Origin of the sequence: Shewanella decolorationis S12, assembly GCF_000485795.1 — a bacterium.
GTDB lineage: Bacteria > Pseudomonadota > Gammaproteobacteria > Enterobacterales > Shewanellaceae > Shewanella > Shewanella decolorationis.
On record NZ_AXZL01000076.1, the window covers coordinates 18,424 to 38,713 of the forward strand.

Annotated in this window: 20 protein-coding genes and 7 tRNA genes; 9 read left to right on the forward strand and 18 right to left on the reverse strand. The window is 48.0% G+C overall.

Translation table 11 applies throughout. The features are described 5' to 3' along the window. Position 1: 1 nt before the first annotated feature. Complete coding sequence (gene rlmE / locus SHD_RS17090) at positions 2-631, reverse strand: 23S rRNA (uridine(2552)-2'-O)-methyltransferase RlmE (RefSeq protein ID WP_023268281.1); 630 nt, start codon at positions 629-631, stop codon at positions 2-4. Between the two features lie 90 nt (positions 632-721). Between rlmE and yhbY the strand changes: the two genes are divergently transcribed. Next, positions 722-1,021, forward strand: a complete 300-nt coding sequence (gene yhbY / locus SHD_RS17095) for a ribosome assembly RNA-binding protein YhbY (protein WP_011716136.1) — start codon at positions 722-724, stop codon at positions 1,019-1,021. Between the two features lie 57 nt (positions 1,022-1,078). On the opposite strand, the gene secF is transcribed toward yhbY, so the two are convergent. From secF to SHD_RS17130, 7 genes are all read right to left on the reverse strand, one after another. Continuing rightward, positions 1,079-1,963, reverse strand: a complete 885-nt coding sequence (gene secF, locus SHD_RS17100) for a protein translocase subunit SecF (protein ID WP_023268282.1) — start codon at positions 1,961-1,963, stop codon at positions 1,079-1,081. Positions 1,964-1,965: 2 nt separating this feature from the next. Beyond that, the gene (secD, locus tag SHD_RS17105; protein WP_023268283.1) at positions 1,966-3,840 is read right to left on the reverse strand and encodes a protein translocase subunit SecD; all 1,875 of its coding nucleotides are present in this window, start codon (positions 3,838-3,840) and stop codon (positions 1,966-1,968) included. Between the two features lie 368 nt (positions 3,841-4,208). After that, positions 4,209-4,724, reverse strand: a complete 516-nt coding sequence (locus tag SHD_RS17110) for a hypothetical protein (RefSeq protein ID WP_039978913.1) — start codon at positions 4,722-4,724, stop codon at positions 4,209-4,211. A 303-nt stretch (positions 4,725-5,027) separates the two neighbouring features. After that, positions 5,028-5,504: a transcription elongation factor GreA gene (greA, locus tag SHD_RS17115; protein ID WP_039978624.1), complete on the reverse strand. Its 477-nt coding sequence runs from the start codon at positions 5,502-5,504 to the stop codon at positions 5,028-5,030. A gap of 243 nt (positions 5,505-5,747) precedes the next feature. Beyond that, positions 5,748-6,566 carry a DUF4198 domain-containing protein gene (locus SHD_RS17120; RefSeq protein WP_039978625.1) on the reverse strand — a complete coding sequence of 273 codons (819 nt, stop codon included), beginning with the start codon at positions 6,564-6,566 and terminating at the stop codon, positions 5,748-5,750. 29 nt (positions 6,567-6,595) lie between these two features. Next, positions 6,596-7,108 (reverse strand): DUF2271 domain-containing protein, encoded by a 513-nt coding sequence (locus tag SHD_RS17125; protein WP_039978915.1) that lies wholly within the window; start codon positions 7,106-7,108, stop codon positions 6,596-6,598. 16 nt (positions 7,109-7,124) lie between these two features. Continuing rightward, positions 7,125-7,721: a PepSY-associated TM helix domain-containing protein gene (locus SHD_RS17130; protein WP_023268288.1), complete on the reverse strand. Its 597-nt coding sequence runs from the start codon at positions 7,719-7,721 to the stop codon at positions 7,125-7,127. A gap of 404 nt (positions 7,722-8,125) precedes the next feature. Between SHD_RS17130 and SHD_RS17135 the strand changes: the two genes are divergently transcribed. Beyond that, complete coding sequence (locus tag SHD_RS17135) at positions 8,126-8,761, forward strand: hypothetical protein (protein WP_039978626.1); 636 nt, start codon at positions 8,126-8,128, stop codon at positions 8,759-8,761. 286 nt (positions 8,762-9,047) lie between these two features. Here the strand turns inward: SHD_RS17135 and SHD_RS17140 are convergent. From SHD_RS17140 to SHD_RS17185, 10 genes are all read right to left on the reverse strand, one after another. Further along, positions 9,048-9,122 (reverse strand) — tRNA-Gln (locus SHD_RS17140). A gap of 36 nt (positions 9,123-9,158) precedes the next feature. Further along, a tRNA-Leu gene (locus SHD_RS17145) sits at positions 9,159-9,243 on the reverse strand. An 83-nt stretch (positions 9,244-9,326) separates the two neighbouring features. Then, positions 9,327-9,403, reverse strand: a tRNA-Met gene (locus SHD_RS17150). 1 nt (position 9,404) lies between these two features. Further along, positions 9,405-9,479 (reverse strand) — tRNA-Gln (locus SHD_RS17155). 22 nt (positions 9,480-9,501) lie between these two features. Continuing rightward, positions 9,502-9,576 (reverse strand) — tRNA-Gln (locus tag SHD_RS17160). 47 nt (positions 9,577-9,623) lie between these two features. Next, positions 9,624-9,708, reverse strand: a tRNA-Leu gene (locus SHD_RS17165). Between the two features lie 54 nt (positions 9,709-9,762). After that, positions 9,763-9,839 (reverse strand) — tRNA-Met (locus SHD_RS17170). Between the two features lie 209 nt (positions 9,840-10,048). Beyond that, positions 10,049-11,140: a redox-regulated ATPase YchF gene (gene ychF / locus SHD_RS17175; RefSeq protein WP_023268290.1), complete on the reverse strand. Its 1,092-nt coding sequence runs from the start codon at positions 11,138-11,140 to the stop codon at positions 10,049-10,051. Positions 11,141-11,278: 138 nt separating this feature from the next. Then, entirely contained in the window at positions 11,279-11,866 is a 588-nt protein-coding gene (pth, locus tag SHD_RS17180; RefSeq protein WP_011621799.1) for an aminoacyl-tRNA hydrolase, read from the reverse strand. Between the two features lie 167 nt (positions 11,867-12,033). After that, complete coding sequence (locus tag SHD_RS17185; RefSeq protein WP_023268291.1) at positions 12,034-13,260, reverse strand: FAD-dependent monooxygenase; 1,227 nt, start codon at positions 13,258-13,260, stop codon at positions 12,034-12,036. 349 nt (positions 13,261-13,609) lie between these two features. On the opposite strand from SHD_RS17185, the gene SHD_RS17190 reads away from it, so the two are divergent. The 7 genes from SHD_RS17190 (at position 13,610) to SHD_RS17220 (ending at position 20,283) form a co-directional block, all read left to right on the forward strand. Continuing rightward, positions 13,610-13,942, forward strand: a complete 333-nt coding sequence (locus tag SHD_RS17190; protein ID WP_023268292.1) for a hypothetical protein — start codon at positions 13,610-13,612, stop codon at positions 13,940-13,942. A 139-nt stretch (positions 13,943-14,081) separates the two neighbouring features. After that, positions 14,082-15,506, forward strand: coding sequence for a tRNA (N6-isopentenyl adenosine(37)-C2)-methylthiotransferase MiaB (gene miaB / locus SHD_RS17195; protein WP_023268293.1), 1,425 nt, complete (start codon positions 14,082-14,084; stop codon positions 15,504-15,506). Between the two features lie 262 nt (positions 15,507-15,768). Next, a complete protein-coding gene (locus tag SHD_RS17200) occupies positions 15,769-16,833 on the forward strand; it encodes a PhoH family protein (protein ID WP_039978627.1) in 1,065 nt (354 codons plus the stop codon). Then, positions 16,823-17,284 (forward strand): rRNA maturation RNase YbeY, encoded by a 462-nt coding sequence (gene ybeY, locus SHD_RS17205; protein ID WP_023268295.1) that lies wholly within the window; start codon positions 16,823-16,825, stop codon positions 17,282-17,284. Before SHD_RS17200 ends, ybeY begins: the two co-directional genes overlap by 11 nt. Before the next feature lie 39 nt (positions 17,285-17,323). Continuing rightward, positions 17,324-18,199, forward strand: a complete 876-nt coding sequence (corC, locus tag SHD_RS17210; protein WP_039978917.1) for a CNNM family magnesium/cobalt transport protein CorC — start codon at positions 17,324-17,326, stop codon at positions 18,197-18,199. A 24-nt stretch (positions 18,200-18,223) separates the two neighbouring features. Then, entirely contained in the window at positions 18,224-19,792 is a 1,569-nt protein-coding gene (lnt, locus tag SHD_RS17215; RefSeq protein ID WP_023268297.1) for an apolipoprotein N-acyltransferase, read from the forward strand. Then, on the forward strand, positions 19,789-20,283 hold the full coding sequence (locus SHD_RS17220) for a type II secretion system protein (RefSeq protein ID WP_023268298.1): 495 nt from the start codon (positions 19,789-19,791) through the stop codon (positions 20,281-20,283). Before lnt ends, SHD_RS17220 begins: the two co-directional genes overlap by 4 nt. Positions 20,284-20,290: the final 7 nt, after the last annotated feature.

The window sequence follows — 20,290 nt, forward strand, 5'->3', positions numbered from 1 at the left end:
ACTACAACTTGTACCCTGTCGCCACAAGATAGACTTCACGGGAGCGTGCCCGCGACGAGTCCGGTTTACGTGTTTTTACTACTTTGAATGCGTCTTTTACCGCCTTCATATATTCGTCAAACCCCTCCCCCTGAAAGACTTTGACCGCAAAACTGCCGTTAGGTGCCAATACTTGATGACACATATCTAACGCCAGTTCGACTAAATACATGGCGCGCGGCTGATCGACACCATCGGAACCACTCATGTTGGGCGCCATATCAGATAATACAACGTCAACCTTATCCGCACCGACGCGAGTTAGCAATGCTTCGAGCACTTTCTCTTCACGAAAATCCCCTTGCAAGAAATCCACGCCGACGATGGGATCCATTGGCAAAATATCGCAGGCGATAACTTTACCTCTGTCTCCGACTAGCTTAACAGCTACCTGAGACCAACCACCTGGCGCTGCCCCCAAATCAACTACTGTCATTCCTGGGCGGATCAACTGGTCCTTCTCTTGGAGCTCCTCAAGCTTAAACGCAGCGCGAGAACGCAATCCCCGTTTCTGTGCTAGTTTGACATAATGATCATCAAAGTGTTCCTGCATCCAACGGGTGGAACTGGCCGTACGTTTTTTACCTGACATTTAAAATCCGCAACAATTGAGAGTTACACAAAGGCTATATAAGGGTAGAATAGCGGTTTTTCAACAGTAACTCAGCAAAAGTTGGTAGAAATGAACTTAACAACCAAACAAAAACAGCATTTAAAAGGCCTGGCGCATAATTTAAAGCCAGTGGTGCTGCTTGGTGCCAATGGATTGACTGAAGGTGTACTCGCTGAAATTGAAAGCGCACTCGCTTATCATGAACTGATTAAAGTGAAAGTAGCCTCTACCGATAGAGAGCTAAAAAATGCCATCGTTGATGCCATAGTACGTGAAACTCAATCTGCAAAAGTGCAACTTATTGGTCATATTCTGGTGATTTATCGTCAATCGCCTGAAATGAAAATTGCTCTGCCAAGAGCGAAGTAATTTTCCAGCCTTAAACAAAACGGCCACTCAAGCGAGTGGCCGTTTTGTTTTTAGCACTTAAGGCGTGTCGGTGATGACTTGTACTTTATAATGTTCAGAGTTTAATCCTAAAAACTCAGGCAATGAAGTACCAACAGAAATGGATGAGAAGGTGCCAGTCAAGATGCCGATAAACATGGCTATCGAGAATCCTTCTAACGGCCCACCACCCATAATCCATAACGCTCCGACCGTCATTAAGGTGGTTCCAGAGGTCACCATAGTTCGGGAAAAGGTTGCCACAATCGCTTGGTTATTCGTTTCTTGAATTGCAAGTTTCGGCTTAGCAATCAATAACTCCCGAATACGGTCGGCGATAATGATCGAATCGTTGAGCGAATAACCTAAAATCGCCAGCACGGCGGCGAGCACGGTTAAATTAAACTCCATTTGGGTTAGTGAGAAAAAGGCGAGTACAAAAATCACGTCGTGCACCAGTGCAAATATCGCACCTGAGGCGAGACGCCATTCGAAGCGATAACTCAAATACCCTAAAATACACAGCATGGCCACCAACAAAGCAAGACCGCCCTGCTCCGCTAACTCTTTACCCACTTGCGGGCCGACAATACTGGTGTTCAGCACTTGCACCTCACCTAGTGGCGCTAAGGTTTGCGCAATATCAACATTACTTTGTGCAGTGTCGGCATAGCGCAATACCCAACGCCCAGGCTCACTGGCCGAAATCACCGTAACCTCTTGCTGATAAGCCGCATTTAATAAGGGTTGCAGCTCACTACTGGTGATCCGTTTATCGAGCTGAACTTCGGTCACCACACCGCCCGTAAAGTCTAGGCCCCAGTTAAAGCCTTTCATCCCGATGATAGTGAGTGAGGCCAGCATTAAAAAGATAGAGATAGCGCTCGAAATATAGCGCCATTTAGTCAGATTGATATTCTTCATACTTATACCCTCACATGGCGGCGCGCATCACGCCCATAGACAAGGTTGATTAAGGCTCTTGAGGCAAAAATACCGGTAAACATACTGGTCAGCAGACCTAAACCTAAGGTCAAGGCAAAGCCTTGGATGGGGCCATTACCGATGGAATAGAGCACAACCGCGGTGATCATAGTGGTGAAGTTAGCGTCGAAAATGGTTGAAAATGCACTGTCAAAGCCAGTGTCGATAGCCATAGCGAAGCTGCGCCCCTCTTTCAACTTGTCTTTAATCCGCTCGAAGATCAGTACGTTGGTATCGACCGCCATGCCGACTGTTAACACCAGACCGGCAATGCCTGGTAAGGTCAATACCGCGCCGGGGATCAATGCCAACAAACCAAAGAGAATAACCATGTTGGCAATCAAGGCCACATTGGCCACCCAACCAAGACGGCGGTACCAGAGCGCCATAAACAGCAAGGTGATTCCCATGCCAAGGCCGAGCGCAGCAAACCCGTTTTGAATGTTTTCGGCGCCAAGAGTCGGGCCAATGGTGCGCTCTTCAACAATGGTCACGGGCGCCGTCATTGAGCCTGCGCGTAGCAGCAGCGCTAATTGCTGCGCCTCTTGATAGGTGCCAGCGCCCGTAATTCTAAAGCGATCTCCGAGCTGTGATTGAATAGTCGCGACACTAATGATCTCTTGGGTTTGCTTAGCTTTGCCCTGCTCATCCCGGCTATATTCGCTGTAGGATGTTGCCATCGGCTTACCAATATTGGCGCGGGAGAACTCCGACATTTTTTGGCCACCGATACGGTCGAGGTGAATGTTCACTTCGGCCATGCCCATTTCGCCAATATTGGCGCGGGCATCGACAATATGATCGCCGCCCAATACTGGCGTGCGTGCCACATAAACAGGATTTCCAGATTTATCCTTCAGCACCTGCGCATTCACCGAACCCGATTCTTTGACTTCAAAAAAGGCCAGACTAGCGGTCGCACCAATCACGTTTTTCGCGGCAGCCGGGTCTTGTACGCCGGGGAGTTCGATACGGATACGGTGTTCGCCCTGACGCTGTACTAGAGCCTCAGTGATGCCCAGCTCCTCAATCCGGCTACGCATAATTTGCAGGTTTTGCTGGACGGTTAAATTACGTAACTTGATTTGCTCTTCTTGAGCGAGTTTTACCACTAAGCCATTATCCGCATTGGTTAATTGCCAAGTCGGGTAGCTTTGCTGCATAAACTGGCGAATGGTTGAGCGTGTGTTATTGGTGGATTGAGCCGCGTCATTAAATGCAATTGCTATTTGCAATCCTGCGTCATCGCGCGTGCTATCAATACGCACACTGGCGCCGCGAATTTGCTGTTCACGCAAAAACTGTCGAAGGGACTCAACTAATGCATCTGCTTGGGCTTGATAGACAGGCTGCACATCCACATCCAGCAAAAATTGCACCCCACCGCGCAAATCGAGCCCGAGTTTAATCGGTTCAAAGCCCATATTTTGCAGCCAACTCGGCGCAGCACTCACCAGTGCCAGCGTGAGCTCTTTCGGCTCACTCACCATGGATGACACTAAGGTCTTTACCAAGGTTTGCTCGCTGTCATCATTGAGCACGATAAGGGTTTGCCCATCTTCTGAGTTGTTGGCACTGCCATGTTGGGCATGCTTAACTTCGATACGCTTAACCTCAACCCCCTGCGCCATTAATTTATCCCGCAGTTCAATAGGAGTTAAGTTAAGCCCCGCTTTTGCGCCCACCTGCACGGCGGCGTCTTCTCCATACCAAGTCGGTAAGGCGCTAAATAACATCACGATAATCGTGACGATAAGCACAATGTATTTCCAAGCTGAATAATGATTTAGCAGCTTTTTACTCTGAATTTTATCCATAGATATCACTCGCATGGTATTGCCCGCTCTGATAGCCATCTGTAGCGCTAATAAACATGAGCGAACAATCACTGTATGTACGGTGAAACCTGTAAACACGGATCCCACAAGGAGTGCGCTAAGCGCGTGCAAACTCAGTGGTGATAACTAGTTAAACTCGTCTAAACCGAATGGATTTAAATCCAATACGGTTTAGTCGCACCTTTGGCAATCACTCCGCAGGCTTTGACATTCGGTTATCGGGTACAGGTTTCGGATGACAAAATGCAAAGTTAATCAAGGGTATCCGTAGAAGCGTATCGTTCAGGTGAGGAACTCAAGCGGTATCTTGCTGGATGAGCCTTGCTAACTTGCGACAGAGAAGTGAGTTAAGCGGCTTGCTGACTAAAGCGATATTGCAGGTTGGAGACTTTCCAGCCGGAGATCCGCGCGGGTGAAGACTCGGCTAAGAGGGTCCAATCCGGGCGAGCATCGAGGCGGATATTTTCCCCTAATGCAGGCGCGGGCTCAGGCACAAACTCGAAAGCCAACAGGTAATTAGGTTTCACCTCACGCATATCATGCTGAACAAGATTGATAAAACGCTGGGAGTTTATCGGAGCAAAGTTAAAATCATCCGAGTGACTGACTAATTCAGACTCTGAGCAATCGGTGGCTTGTGCCTTATCTGAAGCTGTGCAGACAGCTTTGCTATCGCTCGCAGTCGATGGTGCAGTTGAGTGATGTGATGCAGTGCTCTCTTGCACTGAGAGTGACAGCGTATCTGCGGTAAGCGCCTTTGTCACTACAGTTTGAGGCACTAAATGCAGTTGCTGGGCGGTTAAGCTGCGCGGCGCATAGCCACCCGCATGGGCGATCAAAATGATCGACATGCAGAGTAACATTAATCCTTGGCGCCAGTGCTTAATCAAACTCAGTTCCTAAAAGGTACACGCAACCATTTACGTGATGAAATATTTACAGAAGAAACCACACTTTCTTGGATAGCTTTCGTAAAGAACCTGATGAATGCATAGAAAACTCCAAGCATGCAGCTTAGGTAACTACCGCTTTAGAGGCAAGTTAAACTTTATCCATCTTGCGAATTTGTGCGCTGAAGATTCTGATCTTGCAGTGTTTTAGGTATAAAAAAAGCCGCCCTAGGCGGCTTTTTATCGGTAAAACAATCGAGTCTGGCGTACTAAGACTTAGATATATTGTACCGAAATAATTTCGTAATCGGTCAAACCACCTGGGGTGGCAATCGACACTTCATCACCTTCATTCTTACCCACTAAACCACGGGCAATCGGAGAATTAACTGAAATCAGGTTTTCTTTGATGTTGGCTTCATCATCGCCCACGATACGGTAAGTGACTTCAGCATCGGTATCGAGATTTAAGATAGTGACAGTCGCGCCAAAAATAATACGACCATTGTTCACCATCTTAGTCACATCGATGATCTGCGCGTTAGAAAGTTTGCCTTCAATGTCACGGATACGCGCTTCACAGATCCCTTGCTCTTCACGGGCTGCATGATATTCCGCGTTTTCCTTTAGGTCACCTAACTCTCTCGCTGAGGCAATCGCTTCAGTGATTTTCGGGCGACGTTCAAACTTGAGCATATCTAACTCTTTACGCAGCTGTTCTGCACCGACAACTGTCATAGGAACCTTAGTCATAACTTCTTTCGTCTCCTTTAAAACAAAAGCAACCCGTGCCGACGCTAAAGGTCAACACAGTCAAATTGGGGTGGAATTGCGCTATTCTAATCGTTATGCGCTTGGGATGCATCAAGAACGATACACCAGTGCAGCTTACTGAAGCTCAGGCTCAGATGCTAGTGCCAAAGTATAATAGTGCGAACTTAAGTAGGAAATGCCCACAAATGAATTCGTGGGCATGGGGAGCGTTAAAGCATGCGCTTATTCAAGCCCTGCTTCGAAGGTCAAAAAGATTTCGCTAACTGTTTTATCGGCAAGAGATTTATCAGGACTTGGACGTTCAATAGAGGCATGCAGCAGATAACGACCAGCTGCTGGCAGCGTCATCGCCACTTTACCTTCTTTATCCGAAGTTAAACTGATTTCTTCTGGCTTGTTACGGTACAGGCTGCCATCCTTCATGATCGCCACACTCACGCCTTCGACAGGCTTACCATCGTAAACAAACTGCAGTGTTGCGGGTTCATTTTCAACAATATCAGCGGGATGGGTAATAGGCACCAATTCCAAGTATTCACCTTTCGGCGCTAATACCTTATCGGTGGGTTTGTTGCGAGTCACATAGGTTTCGACCCGCGCCACATTTAATGAGCCTTTAAGCTCATAGGCATCCTTTGGCATCACGGCCGCTGTCGCTTTTTTATCGAGTCGACTGCGTACCATGCCTTCTTTACCTTTGATTTTGTAGACAGAAAAGTATCTCGGCGTGACTTCTTTCTCGAACTTATAGGTACCATCTTGCAATAATTGCACGTCGAAAACCGATTTACGACCACCAGTGTAGCTTGAGCTTGGGGAGCTTGGCTTACCATCGGGTAAGTGCACTCGCACATCGCTTGCGGTGACCGGTTTATCAAACATAAACACTTGGTTACTGGCGGAAACGTCGGAGGTGATCCACACCGCCTCTTGGCTTTCGGCCGAGACATTATAGTGGCTAGGTAAAATCCAGCGATCATGGCTGCTCGCCAATGGGCTGATGCAGAGCGCGCTAACTAAGGCAAGTAAACGTAGTTTCATCTTCATATCCTTTCAGTAAAGTGCAAGGCTTAGCGAGTCATACCGCTTAAGCGAATATCAATCACGCCAGTTTCAGTGGTCGCTGGTAGCTGGGCGGTAAAATCCCCCGCAGTTAAATCAATATTTTGTCTCACAAGATCACGCCCACCGTGCTCGCGTACCACTTCGATAAACACTGTGTAGGAGGCTGGAGTCAGCGGTTTACCCGCATCATCCGTTAAGTCCCAATCAATTTTGTAATGGCCTGCGGGCTTAGTCGCCGAGGCGATACCGTCAACAAAGCTCATGTCTTCGCGCCCAGCCTTTCGCCACCAACGACGAATATCCTTGAGCCATTTATGCCCCTCATCCCATACCCATAGGCTTATGGTTTTAACGGTTTGACCCTTGGCATCCTCAACCCACACTGCCACATAGGGTCTGTGATACTGACCCTCAGTAATTTCAGGTAAGGTCAAATCAATGGTCATTTTCGGTGCGGCAAATACCGCTGAACTCACAAACAACGCACCGATGGCGCTGGTGCGTATAAGCTGACGCATCATTAATCGGTTCTCCCTATGGAACAAAATAGACATACACAAGTGCGCAGCCTGAACTGACAAGCACCATATACAACAAGGATTTTTTCAATCGTTTCGTTTGAGGTACTAGCAAATAGGCGCCGGTGAGCGAAAAGAGAATAATCAACAAGGCGCAGAGATCTAACACCCAAGCCCAGACAATCCCAGTATTGCGCCCCTTGTGTAGATCGTTCAGCACCGCAATAACGCCATAATCTAAGGTCTCAACATAGGCTTTACCGTCGAGCAGATCTAAGGTGACGGTGCGATAGGTGCCAGGGCCTTTATTCACTAGGCTTATCTCATCCTCATCAATATCGGCAGTACCGATATCCATATCCCATTGGCTTTTTAACCAATGCCCCGCCGCTAAACGCCACTCAGGCTCCTGTGGCGCAGCTGGTATCAAGTAGTTAGGAATATCAAACTGTTCATGTCGCGGTTCTTGATCCGCTGAAGAAAACCAATTGGGGTGGTTTAAAGTGATCCCAGTAATAGCAAAAAACAGCATTAACAGCAGCAGTGCCATAGAGACATAAACATGAATAATCCGAGCGAAGGAAAGCGATGATTTACTGACTTTTAATTTCAATGACTGACTCTCAAGAAGGGATATTAGGCGAGCGCCTAAATCGCCACCAACCGTTAGCTAATAGCCTGTATTAACGAAAATTAATTGGATAGAGATTAAATGATATTTATTATCAACAAACTCAAATTTACATTCTTTACATCTCAAGTACGGTATAACGGCAAGGTTGATGGGAAATATCACAAACTCACAGTGTAAAAAAAGAAGCTGAGAACACAGAAACAATTGTAAAAACAATACAAATTCAATTAGATAAAACTTTACCTTTCCCCCTCTAATCCCAGTAAAAATTTACTTATTCACCCCTCTCGTTTACAGAATTACAATCGGCTACAATCCGCCGCCGGCGACTTGCTGGTACTTCCAAAGGAAATATCATCTTGAGTACAACTCTGCTCAAAAAAATGCGTTGCCTTAACATTATTTGGCTCGCATTAATGCTTAATGCCTGTGTTGCTCCGCTGCTGTTAATGTCCCCCCAAGGCCAACTGATGTGGGCACTGCTAAAACCCCTTGTCGGATTAAATCCAAACGACGTGGGGCTGTTCGAACAGCCACTGATTAAAGATCGGATGAAGGTCCTGCTAGGTGACAACTACGAGACCACAGTATCGCTGCTAAAAACCGCCGATAAAATCCAACAGGAAGGTCCGCTGTTTTATATGGTATCGACCTATACGCCTGTGCCGGAAATGGCCGAAAAAGCAGGCTTTGTGTGGAACTCAGAAACCAACCAAATGGCGGTGATGTTGCTTACGGGTGGCTCGCCAAAAATTATCTCTGAGCAATTTACCGATCAGGCAGAAAAACTGGTACCAAGCTGGCCTAAAGAACTGGCTGACTACACAGATCCGCAAAAACTACAGCAAAAGGCGATAGATGCAGGCACGGAGAAACTGCAAGAACAAGTTCCAGCGGCTGCGCCCCTAAAAGCGGTTGCCACAGGCGATGTAAAAGCGACGCAGGAAGCGGTGCTTGAAAAGGCGGTAAGCGAAGTCGCAACCCCCGCAGCGGTTAAAGAAGTTAAACCCGTACAATAACCACTACTCAACGCTCGGCGAGCGTTTAAGTCGCATTTTACATTTGTCGGTATCGGCCACAGTGTTTATTCAGCACTGTGGCTTTTTTATCTCAATAAACACCAATTAAGCACATCTTAGCCATTAGCACATAGCCACAATTCAAGGCTTGCGCTAGTGATGCCATAGCACGCTAACGATATCGGCAAAGAAGATTGAAAAATAACGAAGTAATAGAGAGTAACTCGATAAGCACATACAAAAGACAAAAAGCAAAAAGCCCGTCGTAGGACGGGCTTTTTAACTATGGCTGGGGTACTAGGATTCGAACCTAGGTATGCCGGGATCAAAACCCGGTGCCTTACCGCTTGGCGATACCCCAATTAACTTGTTATCAACCTTAAAGGTTGCACTTTGATGGTACGGGAAGAGAGACTTGAACTCTCACACCTCGCGGCACCAGAACCTAAATCTGGCGTGTCTACCAATTTCACCATTCCCGCATCAAAATGTACCAGATTGGCAAACAAAGGCGTCTCTGGATTTTTACCAGATAAATCAAACTGATTTAACGTGGATTTAAATATGGTAGCAATGGCGGGACTTGAACCTGCGACCCCAGCATTATGAGTGCTGTGCTCTAACCAGCTGAGCTACATTGCCATGGCTGGGGTACTAGGATTCGAACCTAGGTATGCCGGGATCAAAACCCGGTGCCTTACCGCTTGGCGATACCCCAAAAACTGAGAAACATGAAATGATGGCTGGGGTACTAGGATTCGAACCTAGGTATGCCGGGATCAAAACCCGGTGCCTTACCGCTTGGCGATACCCCATCACTAACTTGTTTCATACATCCGCTTACGCCGATGTTTAAAAATAATGGTACGGGAAGAGAGACTTGAACTCTCACACCTTTCGGCACCAGAACCTAAATCTGGCGTGTCTACCAATTTCACCATTCCCGCACTGCTTCAAGTTGACATCCTGAATTGATGCTAGCAAACGCTAGGATAACGAAATGGTAGCAATGGCGGGACTTGAACCTGCGACCCCAGCATTATGAGTGCTGTGCTCTAACCAGCTGAGCTACATTGCCACTTCGTTATTGCGCGCCCCTCGTAGCGAGGAACGGGGCGTATTATGCTTATTCGAGGTATCGAGGTCAACAGCTTTTTTTCGCTATTTTCCTCGAGGCAAACCGTTCGGCTATTACTTCACCAAACTGAGCAACAGATGCGCTAAATCAACCTCTGTTGCCCGTATTTTGCCTTACTTTCTAAAGCTTAGCCCTTTTTATCAAAGCTGTTATACGTTAAACAGGAAGTGCATGACATCACCGTCTTGAACAATGTATGTCTTGCCTTCTACACGTAACTTACCCGCTTCTTTGGCGCCCGCTTCACCTTTATAGGTAATAAAGTCATCAAATGCCATTACTTGAGCACGAATAAAGCCACGTTCGAAGTCGGTGTGAATAACGCCCGCCGCTTGTGGTGCCGTCGCGCCTACAGAAACGGTCCAAGCACGCACTTCTTTTACACCCGCTGTGAAGTAAGTTTGCAGGTTCAGCAATTGGTATCCAGCGCGGATCACGCGGTCTAACCCTGGCTCTTCTAACCCGAGGTCAGCCATAAACTCATCACGCTCTTCGGCCTCCATTTCAGCCAGTTCTGACTCAATGGCGGCACACACAGACACGACAATGGCATTTTCTTTTTCAGCAATGGCACGTACTGCATCTAAGTGTGGGTTGTTTTCGAAACCATCTTCAGCCACGTTAGCGATGTACATGGTTGGCTTTAAGGTTAAGAAGTTTAAGTAAGCAACAGCTTCTAATTCTTCCTTAGACAGTTCCATAGAACGCAGCATATGGCCTTCATCGAGGATGGGACGCATCTTCTCGAGTACATCCACTTCAAATTTAGCGTCTTTGTCGCCACCCTTAGCGCGTTTTTGTTGGCGGATCACCGCACGCTCTAAACTATCTAAGTCGGCTAATGCCAATTCAGTGTTGATGACTTCTATATCGCGCGCAGGGTCAACACGGTTAGCCACGTGGACAATGTTGTCATCTTCAAAGCAGCGCACCACGTGACCGATAGCATCGGTTTCGCGGATGTTAGCAAGGAACTTGTTACCTAAGCCTTCACCTTTAGACGCGCCCGCTACTAGACCAGCAATATCCACGAATTCCATGGTGGTTGGCAGTACACGTTGCGGATTTACAATTGCCGCCAGCGCATCTAAGCGTGGATCCGGCACAGGTACAACGCCAGTGTTTGGCTCGATGGTACAAAACGGGAAGTTTGCCGCTTCGATGCCAGCCTTAGTTAACGCATTAAAAAGCGTTGATTTACCTACGTTAGGAAGACCAACAATGCCGCATTTAAAACCCATATTCTTACCTTTCTCTCGATGATAGGCTGGCGAGTCACACTCACCAGCAAGTTTATAGTCAGCCTGCCCTTAGGCAGTACATTGATTAATTCTATTGTCTTGTGTTCGCCGTCCTTTCGCGGGCCGCGAGCACTGGGCTTACTCTGCTTTAAAGGAGTGTAAGCGAGTCATGGCTTTCACCATGTCCTCTTTAAATAGCACTTCAGTGGAGCGTACAGCTTCATCCACGGCGGCGTTGATCAGCTCTTGTTCTTTGGCTGGCGCCTTACCCAGTACGTAACCACTGACTTTATTCTTATCGCCAGGATGGCCAATCCCAATCCGTAAACGGTAGAAGTTTTTATCATTAGCCAGTTTAGCAATAATGTCTTTTAAACCGTTATGGCCACCATGACCGCCACCGAGTTTAAACTTAGCCACACCTGGCGGCATATCCAACTCATCGTGGGCCACTAGAATTTCTTCAGGCGTAATACGGAAGAAATTCGCTAAGGCCCCCACGGCTTTGCCGCTTAAGTTCATATAGGTGGTTGGGATCAGCAAACGCACATCTTTGCCATGCAATACGGCTCTGGCGGTGAGGCCAAAATACTTGCTATCCGGCACTAAGCTGACGCCACAGATGCGGGCCAATTCTTCCACATACCAAGCTCCCGCATTATGGCGAGTCTGCGCATATTCGGCGCCCGGATTGGCAAGACCTACGATTAATTTAATTTCGCTCATGACACTCACTAATGGCACTCAATACTGCGTTAATTGGTCGATGGCAAAGCGCACATGGACGACCATCTTGAGTTAATAATGCCGCTTATGCTCGTTAAAAACGCGGCATTTTAGCACTCAATGCGTAAGTCAACAAATGCCGAGTGAGTCAGCACTCACGATGTGGCCTAATTGAGCCCCATCGCATACTTCAGCACGGTTCGCTTGATGGGAGAATTAATATTGGCCAGTTTTAACGCGCCGTTACGCAGTAATTTAAGTGGCAGAATGTCATTACTAAAGCCTGCGTAAAACACATCCATGGTCGTCATCATCAGCTGATTATCGCGATAACGTTTGGCTTGATAGGCGTTTAATACCTCGGTGGACCACCAAGGTTTATCCTCGATTAATGCAGTCTTGATTACCGTTAGTAAGGCCTCGACATCTTTAAAGCCGAGGTTAACCCCTTGGCCCGCCAACGGGTTAATGGTGTGCGCAGCATCCCCTAAAATCACCACATTCGGCTTAAAATAGGCATTCGCGTGGCGGCGCGTGAGGGCAAAACTGCCTTTGGCTTCGACAGTAAAGTCACTGTCTAAGCGAGCGGGAAAATGCTGGCGGATTTGGTCGGCAAGCTGCTTATGATTCAGCTGCATTAACTGTTTAATGCGATTGGCATCGTCATACCAGACTAACGACGCATGATTGCCAGGTAAAGGTAATAACGAGCGCGGGCCGTTAGGGGTAAATTGTTGCCAAGTGACATCTTGCTGGCCTTGGGCGGTTTGGATATTAATCAGCATCGCCGATTGGGCATAGTCCCAACCCGAAATGCCAATCCCCGCCCATTGACGCACCTGCGAGTTGGCGCCATCGGCCCCGATGAGCAGCTTTGCCTCAAGCTGAATACCGGATTGTAAGTGCACGCTCACCCCGTCTGAGAGGCGCGAAAATGTCGCCACACGCTCGGGGCAAAACAATTTAATCGCATCCCATTGCTGCATTTGCTCCCACAGGGCGAGTTGCACCAAACGGTTTTCAACAATATGCCCTAAATGGCTCGCGCCAATTTGTGAGCTATGGAATTGAGTAATGCAGCCATCAAGCTCCCAGGTTTCTAAGCCCAGATAAGGCACATTACGCATGTTAAGCAGACTCTCGAGTGCGCCTAGCTGCTCGAGTAACTGTTCAGAGGCCACGCTTATCGCCGACACGCGCACATCTAATGCCTGCTCGGGGGAATAAGCCTCGGGGGCAAATGATTCAATCACCGCCACCTGCAAGCCTTGCTTCGCCAGTCCGATAGCCGTTGCAGCGCCCACCATACCGCCACCGACAAGGATTACATCAAATTGTTGAGTATCTGTGGTTGTCTGGCTTGGTTGCTGTGTTTGGCTTATCACTTGGCTCATCTTAGTTACCACTCTTTAGAATTCTTTCCATTTATCTGATGCACTTTACTCTTAGCTAGAGCTCGAAATTAAGGCTCAAGCTTAAAGCGCATCACGCTGATCGCGGGCATTGTATCAAAAGCATGTCAATTTCAGCTCAAAGGTGAGCAAATGTTGCTAGGGGCGCATTTGCTCACAGTTGCTTACAAAGGCAAGTTTTCACGCTTAACAAAGCCACTACACTCTAAGTCAACCCCGCGGGAATCTCAGGCGGTCTGCGGGATAAGCCGATTAGCATCTCACTTAGCGAGCCCTAGCCGTTCGGGACGAGTTACCAGTGAATCCACTTAATAGAGTTAGTGAGGATGTCATGAAAACACTCATCCACTTGCAGATAGCCAGTAGTCTACTGATTTGCAGCGCAGTCCCATTTAGTCATGCTCTGGCGGCAACGCCAGTGATGGAAACCATCACAGTCAGTTATCGCGACCCACTCGATTATGCCCTATATCTACATACCACGGAAATGTTGAGCGTATTTCGACTCGAAATCCGTGAAGACATTAGCATTCAAGCCCGTAATAGCTTGTTAGAAATGGCAAATGCAGCCCAATTTAGCCAGCCATTCCTCGCACAAAACTCATCCGCTGAGATAAACCTAGCTTCTTTGTGGGTATCACAATCTCAGGGGATTGGCGAGTAAAAATGTGGACAAAGCTGGTCAGCGGCCATAACTGCGGGTAAAATGTCGCGCTATTTTTACTGGGCGGCCGGATTTGTCTCTAACAGGGCAAAGGCAGCTTGGGCACATATTTACTGGGCAGCGTAGGGCAACACAACTGATGAGCAAAAAACTCCATATTAAAACTTGGGGCTGTCAAATGAATGAGTATGACTCATCCAAGATGGCGGATCTTTTAGGCGAATACCAAGGTTACACCTTGACTGAAGAAGCAGAAGAAGCGGACATTCTACTGCTAAACACTTGTTCTATCCGCGAAAAAGCGCAGGAAAAGGTGTTCCATCAGTTAGGTCGTTGGAAAACCCTCAAAGATAAAAATCCCGACCTGATTATTGGTGTGGGTGGTTGTGTTGCATCGCAGGAAGGTAAGGCGATCAAAGACCGTGCTCAATGCGTCGACATCATTTTTGGACCACAGACACTGCACCGTCTGCCGGATATGATCGACCAAGTGCGTCGTGGCGAAAAGGCCGTGATCGACGTGAGCTTCCCTGAAATCGAAAAATTTGACCGTCTACCAGAACCGCGCGCCGAAGGCCCAACGGCGTTTGTGTCTATCATGGAAGGTTGCAGCAAATACTGCTCATTCTGCGTGGTGCCTTATACCCGCGGTGAAGAAGTCAGCCGTCCATCGGACGACATCATCCTCGAGATTGCCCAACTGGCAGAACAAGGTGTGCGTGAAGTCAACCTGCTCGGTCAAAACGTTAACGCCTACCGTGGTGCAACCCACGACGGCGGCATTTGTACCTTTGCCGAGCTATTACGCTATGTCGCCGCTATCGATGGTATCGACCGTATTCGCTTCACCACCAGTCACCCGATTGAATTTACGCAGGACATTATCGACGTTTACGAAGATACCCCTGAATTAGTCAGCTTCCTGCATTTACCTGTGCAATCCGGTTCTGACCGCATTCTGACGGCAATGAAGCGTGGCCATATGGCGATTGAGTACAAGTCAATCATCCGCCGTCTGCGCAAAGCCCGTCCTGATATCCAAATCAGCTCTGACTTTATCATTGGCTTCCCAGGCGAAACCAAAGAAGACTTCGCCGATACCATGAAGCTGATTGAAGATGTAGGCTTTGACCACAGCTTTAGCTTTATCTACAGTGCGCGCCCTGGTACTCCTGCGGCAGATTTACCCGATGACGTTGATATGGAAGAGAAAAAACAACGTCTGGCGATTCTGCAGGACCGTATCACTCAACAAGCCATGCGTTACAGCCGCCATATGATGGGCACAGTACAACGTATTCTGGTTGAAGGCCCATCGGTGAAAAACCCCATGGAGCTGCGCGGCCGTACCGAAAACAACCGTGTCGTCAACTTTGAAGGCCTACCAAAGCACATCGGTAGCTTTGTGGATGTCGAAATTGTCGACGTTTACACTAACTCACTGCGCGGTAAATTTATCCGCGGTGAAGATGAAATGGATCTGCGCCGCAACCTGCGCCCATCGGATATTCTGGCGAAACACAAACAGGATGACGATCTCGGTGTGACACAATTTAAACCTTAAGGGTTTAAAATTTAGCGAGTAGCACCTATATCAGGGCGACATGGTGAGTTAACCTCAGTGTCGCCCTTTTTGTTTTGTGGGCTTTTGCCTTCTATAGAGCAGCTATTCAAAACCCTCGGGCTTAACGATTTTCCGTTAGCAATTATCCGCTATGGCTCGTAAACTGAGGTTATCTTCTGATTAGAGACTGCGATAGCAAACAGGCATCGCACTTGGCTTTTCACTCAGCACTTTGCTTGGTATTTGACAATAGGAGTACTATTTGTCCAGTAAATTAACCACAATGAATCTGTATCTCGAACCCGCAGAAACCCGCCGTTTGGCCTCGCTGTGCGGTCCCTTCGATGACAATATCAAACAGATTGAGCGTCGCGTTGGCGTTGAGATAGTCCGTAAGAACAACCATTTTCAAATTACCGGACTGCCACGTAACTGTTTAAGTGCTAACAACTTACTTAAGCAGCTCTATATCGAGACCCAAACGGTCAAGGGCAGCACGCCGGATCTCGATCCTGAACAAGTGCACTTGGCAATCCAAGAAGCCATCGCCTTAGAGCAGGACGATAGCGGTGATGATAAAGCCTTGTTTATCAAAACTCGCCGTGGCGTTATTAAACCGCGTAACCCCAACCAAAGCACCTATGTGGCCAACATTGTGCGCCATGATATTACCTTTGGTATTGGCCCTGCGGGAACGGGTAAAACCTATTTAGCAGTGGCCGCCGCCGTTGATGCATTAGAGCGTCAAGAAGTGCGCCGTATTCTGCTTACCCGCCCCGCGGTTGAAGCAGGGGAAAAACTCGGCTTCTTACCCGGCGATTTAAGCCAGAAAGTCGACCCTTACCTGCGCCCACTTTATGATGCCTTGTTCGAAATGCTCGGCTTTGAAAAGGTGGAACGCTTAATCGAGAAAAACGTCATCGAAGTGGCGCCACTTGCCTATATGCGTGGTCGCACCCTAAACGATGCCTTTATTATTCTCGATGAGAGCCAAAACACCACGGTCGAACAGATGAAGATGTTCTTAACCCGTATTGGCTTCAACTCACGCGCGGTGATCACGGGTGACATCACCCAGACGGACTTACCCAAACATGTTAAGTCGGGTCTGCGCCACGCCATTGAAGTCCTGAGCCAAGTCGAGGAAATCAGTTTTAATTTCTTCGTGTCTCAAGACGTAGTGCGTCACCCTGTGGTAGCCCGGATTGTCGAAGCCTATGATGCTTACGATCGTAAAGAGCAGGCATTAAAGGCCGAAAAAGAGCACCGCGACTATCAACAAGCGCACCCACAAACGCAACCGGAAGTTTTAAAACATGAGTCTTGATTTAGCCTTAGATGTGCAATACGCCACGGCGAGTGACTATCTGCCCAGTGAAGAGCAGTTTGCTCTCTGGGTAAAAACCGCCATTGGTAACAGCATGGAACAGGCGGAGCTGACAATTCGCATCGTCGATGCCCGTGAAAGCCAAATGCTAAACAGCACCTACAGAGGCAAAGACAAACCGACCAATGTGTTGTCGTTTCCCTTTGAAGCACCACCAGAAATTGAACTTCCACTGCTTGGAGATCTTGTCATTTGTGCCGCAGTCGTTGAAAATGAAGCGCGTGAACAAGATAAAACCCTAGAAGCCCATTGGGCACACATGGTTGTACATGGTTGCCTGCATCTGCTAGGTTATGATCACATTGAAGACGAAGAAGCCGAAGAGATGGAGTCGCTAGAGACTCAACTCATTGAAAGCTTAGGTTTTACTGACCCATATAAGGAACAATAATTAGCTAAGATGTCATACATCAAAGTTAATGAGAAAACTATGAGTGACGATATCCCCCCGAGTACGAGCGCCCAAAAGAAAGGCTGGTTTGACAGAGTTAGTCAGTTATTTCAGGGCGAACCTCAAAATCGCGAAGACTTAGTCGATGTGATTGATGGCGCAGAGCAGCGCGAGTTAATCACCGAAGACACCCGCGAAATGATCAAAGGTGTATTAGAAGTTTCTGATATGCGTGTTCGGGATATTATGATCCCACGAGCTCAAATTGTCGCGATTCAAATCGACAATACCGTCGAAGAATTGCTCGCAACGGTTATCGGTTCAGGCCATTCTCGCTTCCCTGTAGTGAACGAAGATAAGGACCATATCGAAGGCATTTTACTGGCTAAAGATTTGATCCCTTATGGTTTCTCAAACAGTGAAGAACCCTTCTCCCTTGAGCGCGTGATCCGCCCCGCCGTCGTTGTGCCTGAGAGCAAACGCGTCGATGTGTTACTCAAAGAATTCCGCTCCCAGCGTTACCATATGGCGATTGTCGTCGACGAATACGGCGGCGTATCGGGTCTGGTAACCATTGAAGATATTCTCGAAGAAATTGTCGGTGAGATTGAAGACGAATTCGACCACGATAGCCCTGAAGACACTGAGATCCGCAAGGTCGGTAACACTGTCTACATGGTAAAAGCGTTGACGCCTATCGAGGATTTTAACGAAGAATTCAACACTCACTTCAGCGATGAAGAGTTTGATACCGTCGGTGGTTTAGTGTCCCATGCCTTTGGTCATCTGCCGGAGCGTAATGAGAGCATTATGATCGAAGGTATTGAATTTAAAGTCATCAATGCCGATACCAGACGCTTAATCCAACTCAGAGTTAAACTCCCCGATCCCAATATCGGTGAAGACGTAGAATAACGCTCAGTGTAAGAAGAATTATCCGTGCTAACTAAGATTCGGGCTTTTGCCCAACAAAAGTCCCGACTGAGCGTGTTACGGCTCGTACTGGCGTTTATTTTAGGCGCCAGTACGGCGCTTTCCTTTGCCCCTTATTCCTTGTGGATTATCTATCCCATCGCCATGGCCTTAGCCCTATGGCTAAGTGGTTCCCTAAGTTCTAAAGCCAGCTTCTTCCATTGGTTAAGCTTTGGTTTTGGCTGTTTTGCCGTTGGGATCAGTTGGGTGCATGTCAGCATGGACACCTTCGGTGGCCTCCCCTTAGCCGCGTCAGTGGGGCTAATGGCGCTGCTAGCCCTCTATCTAGCCCTCTATCCGGCCTTAACGGGTCTAGGTTTAGCGTGGTTGACTCGCGCTAATACGCCCTCGTTATGGCGCAATCTATTACTCTTCCCCGCGCTTTGGGTCTTAACCGAATGGGCCAGAGGCTGGGTGATGACAGGGTTTCCCTGGATCTGGGCCGGCTACTCCCAAACCCAAGGTCCATTAAAGGAACTCGCGAGTATTATTGGCGCTTTGGGACTCAGTTTCTTAATTGCGATGCTCGCTGGCGCCTTGGCTCTGTGTTTTAGCAAGCGCTACAAAAGCTTGTTGATTTTACTGCCCATCATCGCAGCTGCGGCATGGGCTGCGCCAAAGCTAACGCAAATAAAGCCAACGGGCGAGTCAGTTAAAGTTGCACTTGTTCAGGGAAACATTCCCCAAAGTATGAAATGGGAACCCGAAGCACTCTGGCCAACCCTATTGAAATACATGGATTTATCCCGCGAGCACTTTGATGCTGACATTATCGTCTGGCCAGAGGCCGCGATCCCGGCGCCAGAATCTATGGTGCAAGACTTTTTGGATAATGCTAACAAGGTTGCCAACCTTAACCACACTTCAATCATTACGGGGATTATTAGCCGTCAACATGACGAGTTTTATAACTCTTTGATTGTGTTAGGTAACCACAATCAGAAGCAGCAAGACACGCCGGATTATGAGAGCGATGGCAGCAACCAGTTTAAGAAACATCATCTACTGCCTATTGGTGAGTTTGTGCCCTTTGAAGCCTTACTGCGCCCGATTGCCCCTTTCTTCAATCTGCCCATGTCCTCCTTCGCGCGGGGCGATTATCAACAGCCGAATTTGAGCGCCGTAGGCCATAAAATTGCTCCGGCAATTTGTTATGAAATTGCCTTCCCAGAGCAGCTGCGTGACAGTGTTAACCTCGGTACGGATCTGCTATTAACCGTATCGAATGATGCGTGGTTTGGCACCTCAAATGGTCCGTTGCAGCATATGGAAATAGCCCAAATGCGCGCCATCGAATTGGGCCGCCCTTTGGTTCGCGCCACCAATAATGGTGTAACAGCGGTTGTCGATGAGCATGGCAATATCACAGCTGCACTGCCACAATTTGAAACGGGCGTACTGAGCGCAACGATTCCATTGGTCACAGGTCAAACTTGGTTTGCCAAAATTGGCCAAACACCACTGTTAGCCCTATGTGGAGCACTGCTGTTACTCGGTTTTATTCGTCGTCAAAAGCAGCAACAGAATTTGAAATGATTAATCACAAACGCAATCAAGGCTTTACCTTAATCGAGCTCGTGGTCGTTATTATCGTGCTGGGGATTTTAGCGGTTATCGCGGCACCGAAATTTATCGGCATGAGCAAAGAGGCGCGGGAAAAAAGCCTGCTGCAACTCCAAGCCAGCGTTAAAACCGCGAATACCTTAGCCTATTCCAAGACCCAAATGCCGAGCTTGCAGAGCCAAGCCGTTGCTGGCCGTGACGATATTATTGACGTTGATCTTGATGGTGATGGCGTGGCAGAAACCCGCCTCAAGTGGGGTTATCTGGACAATACCGATATCGAGAAATGGATTGTGAAAGACGCTAAACTCGTTATTCAATACCAAGGGATTGATATTACGTATATTGGCTACGACTTGAATGACAACACCTTAGTCGATGACGATCAGTGTTATTTCCGCTACACCCAAGCTGCCGATGCCAGCACACCACCGCTTTACGATATCAATGTCCAAGGCTGTTGATGACGCA

Bases quoted from the DNA above. Each gene is read 5' to 3' on its own strand.
- SHD_RS17125 (WP_039978915.1), bottom strand. From the start codon at position 7,108: ATGCGTCAGCTTATACGCACCAGCGCCATCGGTGCGTTGTTTGTGAGT.
- pth (WP_011621799.1), bottom strand. From the start codon at position 11,866: ATGAGCGAAATTAAATTAATCGTAGGTCTTGCCAATCCGGGCGCCGAA.
- corC (WP_039978917.1), top strand. From the start codon at position 17,324: ATGAGTGACGATATCCCCCCGAGTACGAGCGCCCAAAAGAAAGGCTGG.
- ybeY (WP_023268295.1), top strand. From the start codon at position 16,823: ATGAGTCTTGATTTAGCCTTAGATGTGCAATACGCCACGGCGAGTGAC.
- SHD_RS17190 (WP_023268292.1), top strand. From the start codon at position 13,610: ATGAAAACACTCATCCACTTGCAGATAGCCAGTAGTCTACTGATTTGC.
- SHD_RS17185 (WP_023268291.1), bottom strand. From the start codon at position 13,260: ATGAGCCAAGTGATAAGCCAAACACAGCAACCAAGCCAGACAACCACA.
- rlmE (WP_023268281.1), bottom strand. From the start codon at position 631: ATGTCAGGTAAAAAACGTACGGCCAGTTCCACCCGTTGGATGCAGGAA.
- SHD_RS17220 (WP_023268298.1), top strand. From the start codon at position 19,789: ATGATTAATCACAAACGCAATCAAGGCTTTACCTTAATCGAGCTCGTG.
- greA (WP_039978624.1), bottom strand. From the start codon at position 5,504: ATGACTAAGGTTCCTATGACAGTTGTCGGTGCAGAACAGCTGCGTAAA.
- SHD_RS17135 (WP_039978626.1), top strand. From the start codon at position 8,126: ATGCGTTGCCTTAACATTATTTGGCTCGCATTAATGCTTAATGCCTGT.
- ychF (WP_023268290.1), bottom strand. From the start codon at position 11,140: ATGGGTTTTAAATGCGGCATTGTTGGTCTTCCTAACGTAGGTAAATCA.
- secD (WP_023268283.1), bottom strand. From the start codon at position 3,840: ATGGATAAAATTCAGAGTAAAAAGCTGCTAAATCATTATTCAGCTTGG.
- SHD_RS17120 (WP_039978625.1), bottom strand. From the start codon at position 6,566: ATGAAACTACGTTTACTTGCCTTAGTTAGCGCGCTCTGCATCAGCCCA.
- miaB (WP_023268293.1), top strand. From the start codon at position 14,082: ATGAGCAAAAAACTCCATATTAAAACTTGGGGCTGTCAAATGAATGAG.
- secF (WP_023268282.1), bottom strand. From the start codon at position 1,963: ATGAAGAATATCAATCTGACTAAATGGCGCTATATTTCGAGCGCTATC.
- yhbY (WP_011716136.1), top strand. From the start codon at position 722: ATGAACTTAACAACCAAACAAAAACAGCATTTAAAAGGCCTGGCGCAT.
- SHD_RS17110 (WP_039978913.1), bottom strand. From the start codon at position 4,724: ATGTTACTCTGCATGTCGATCATTTTGATCGCCCATGCGGGTGGCTAT.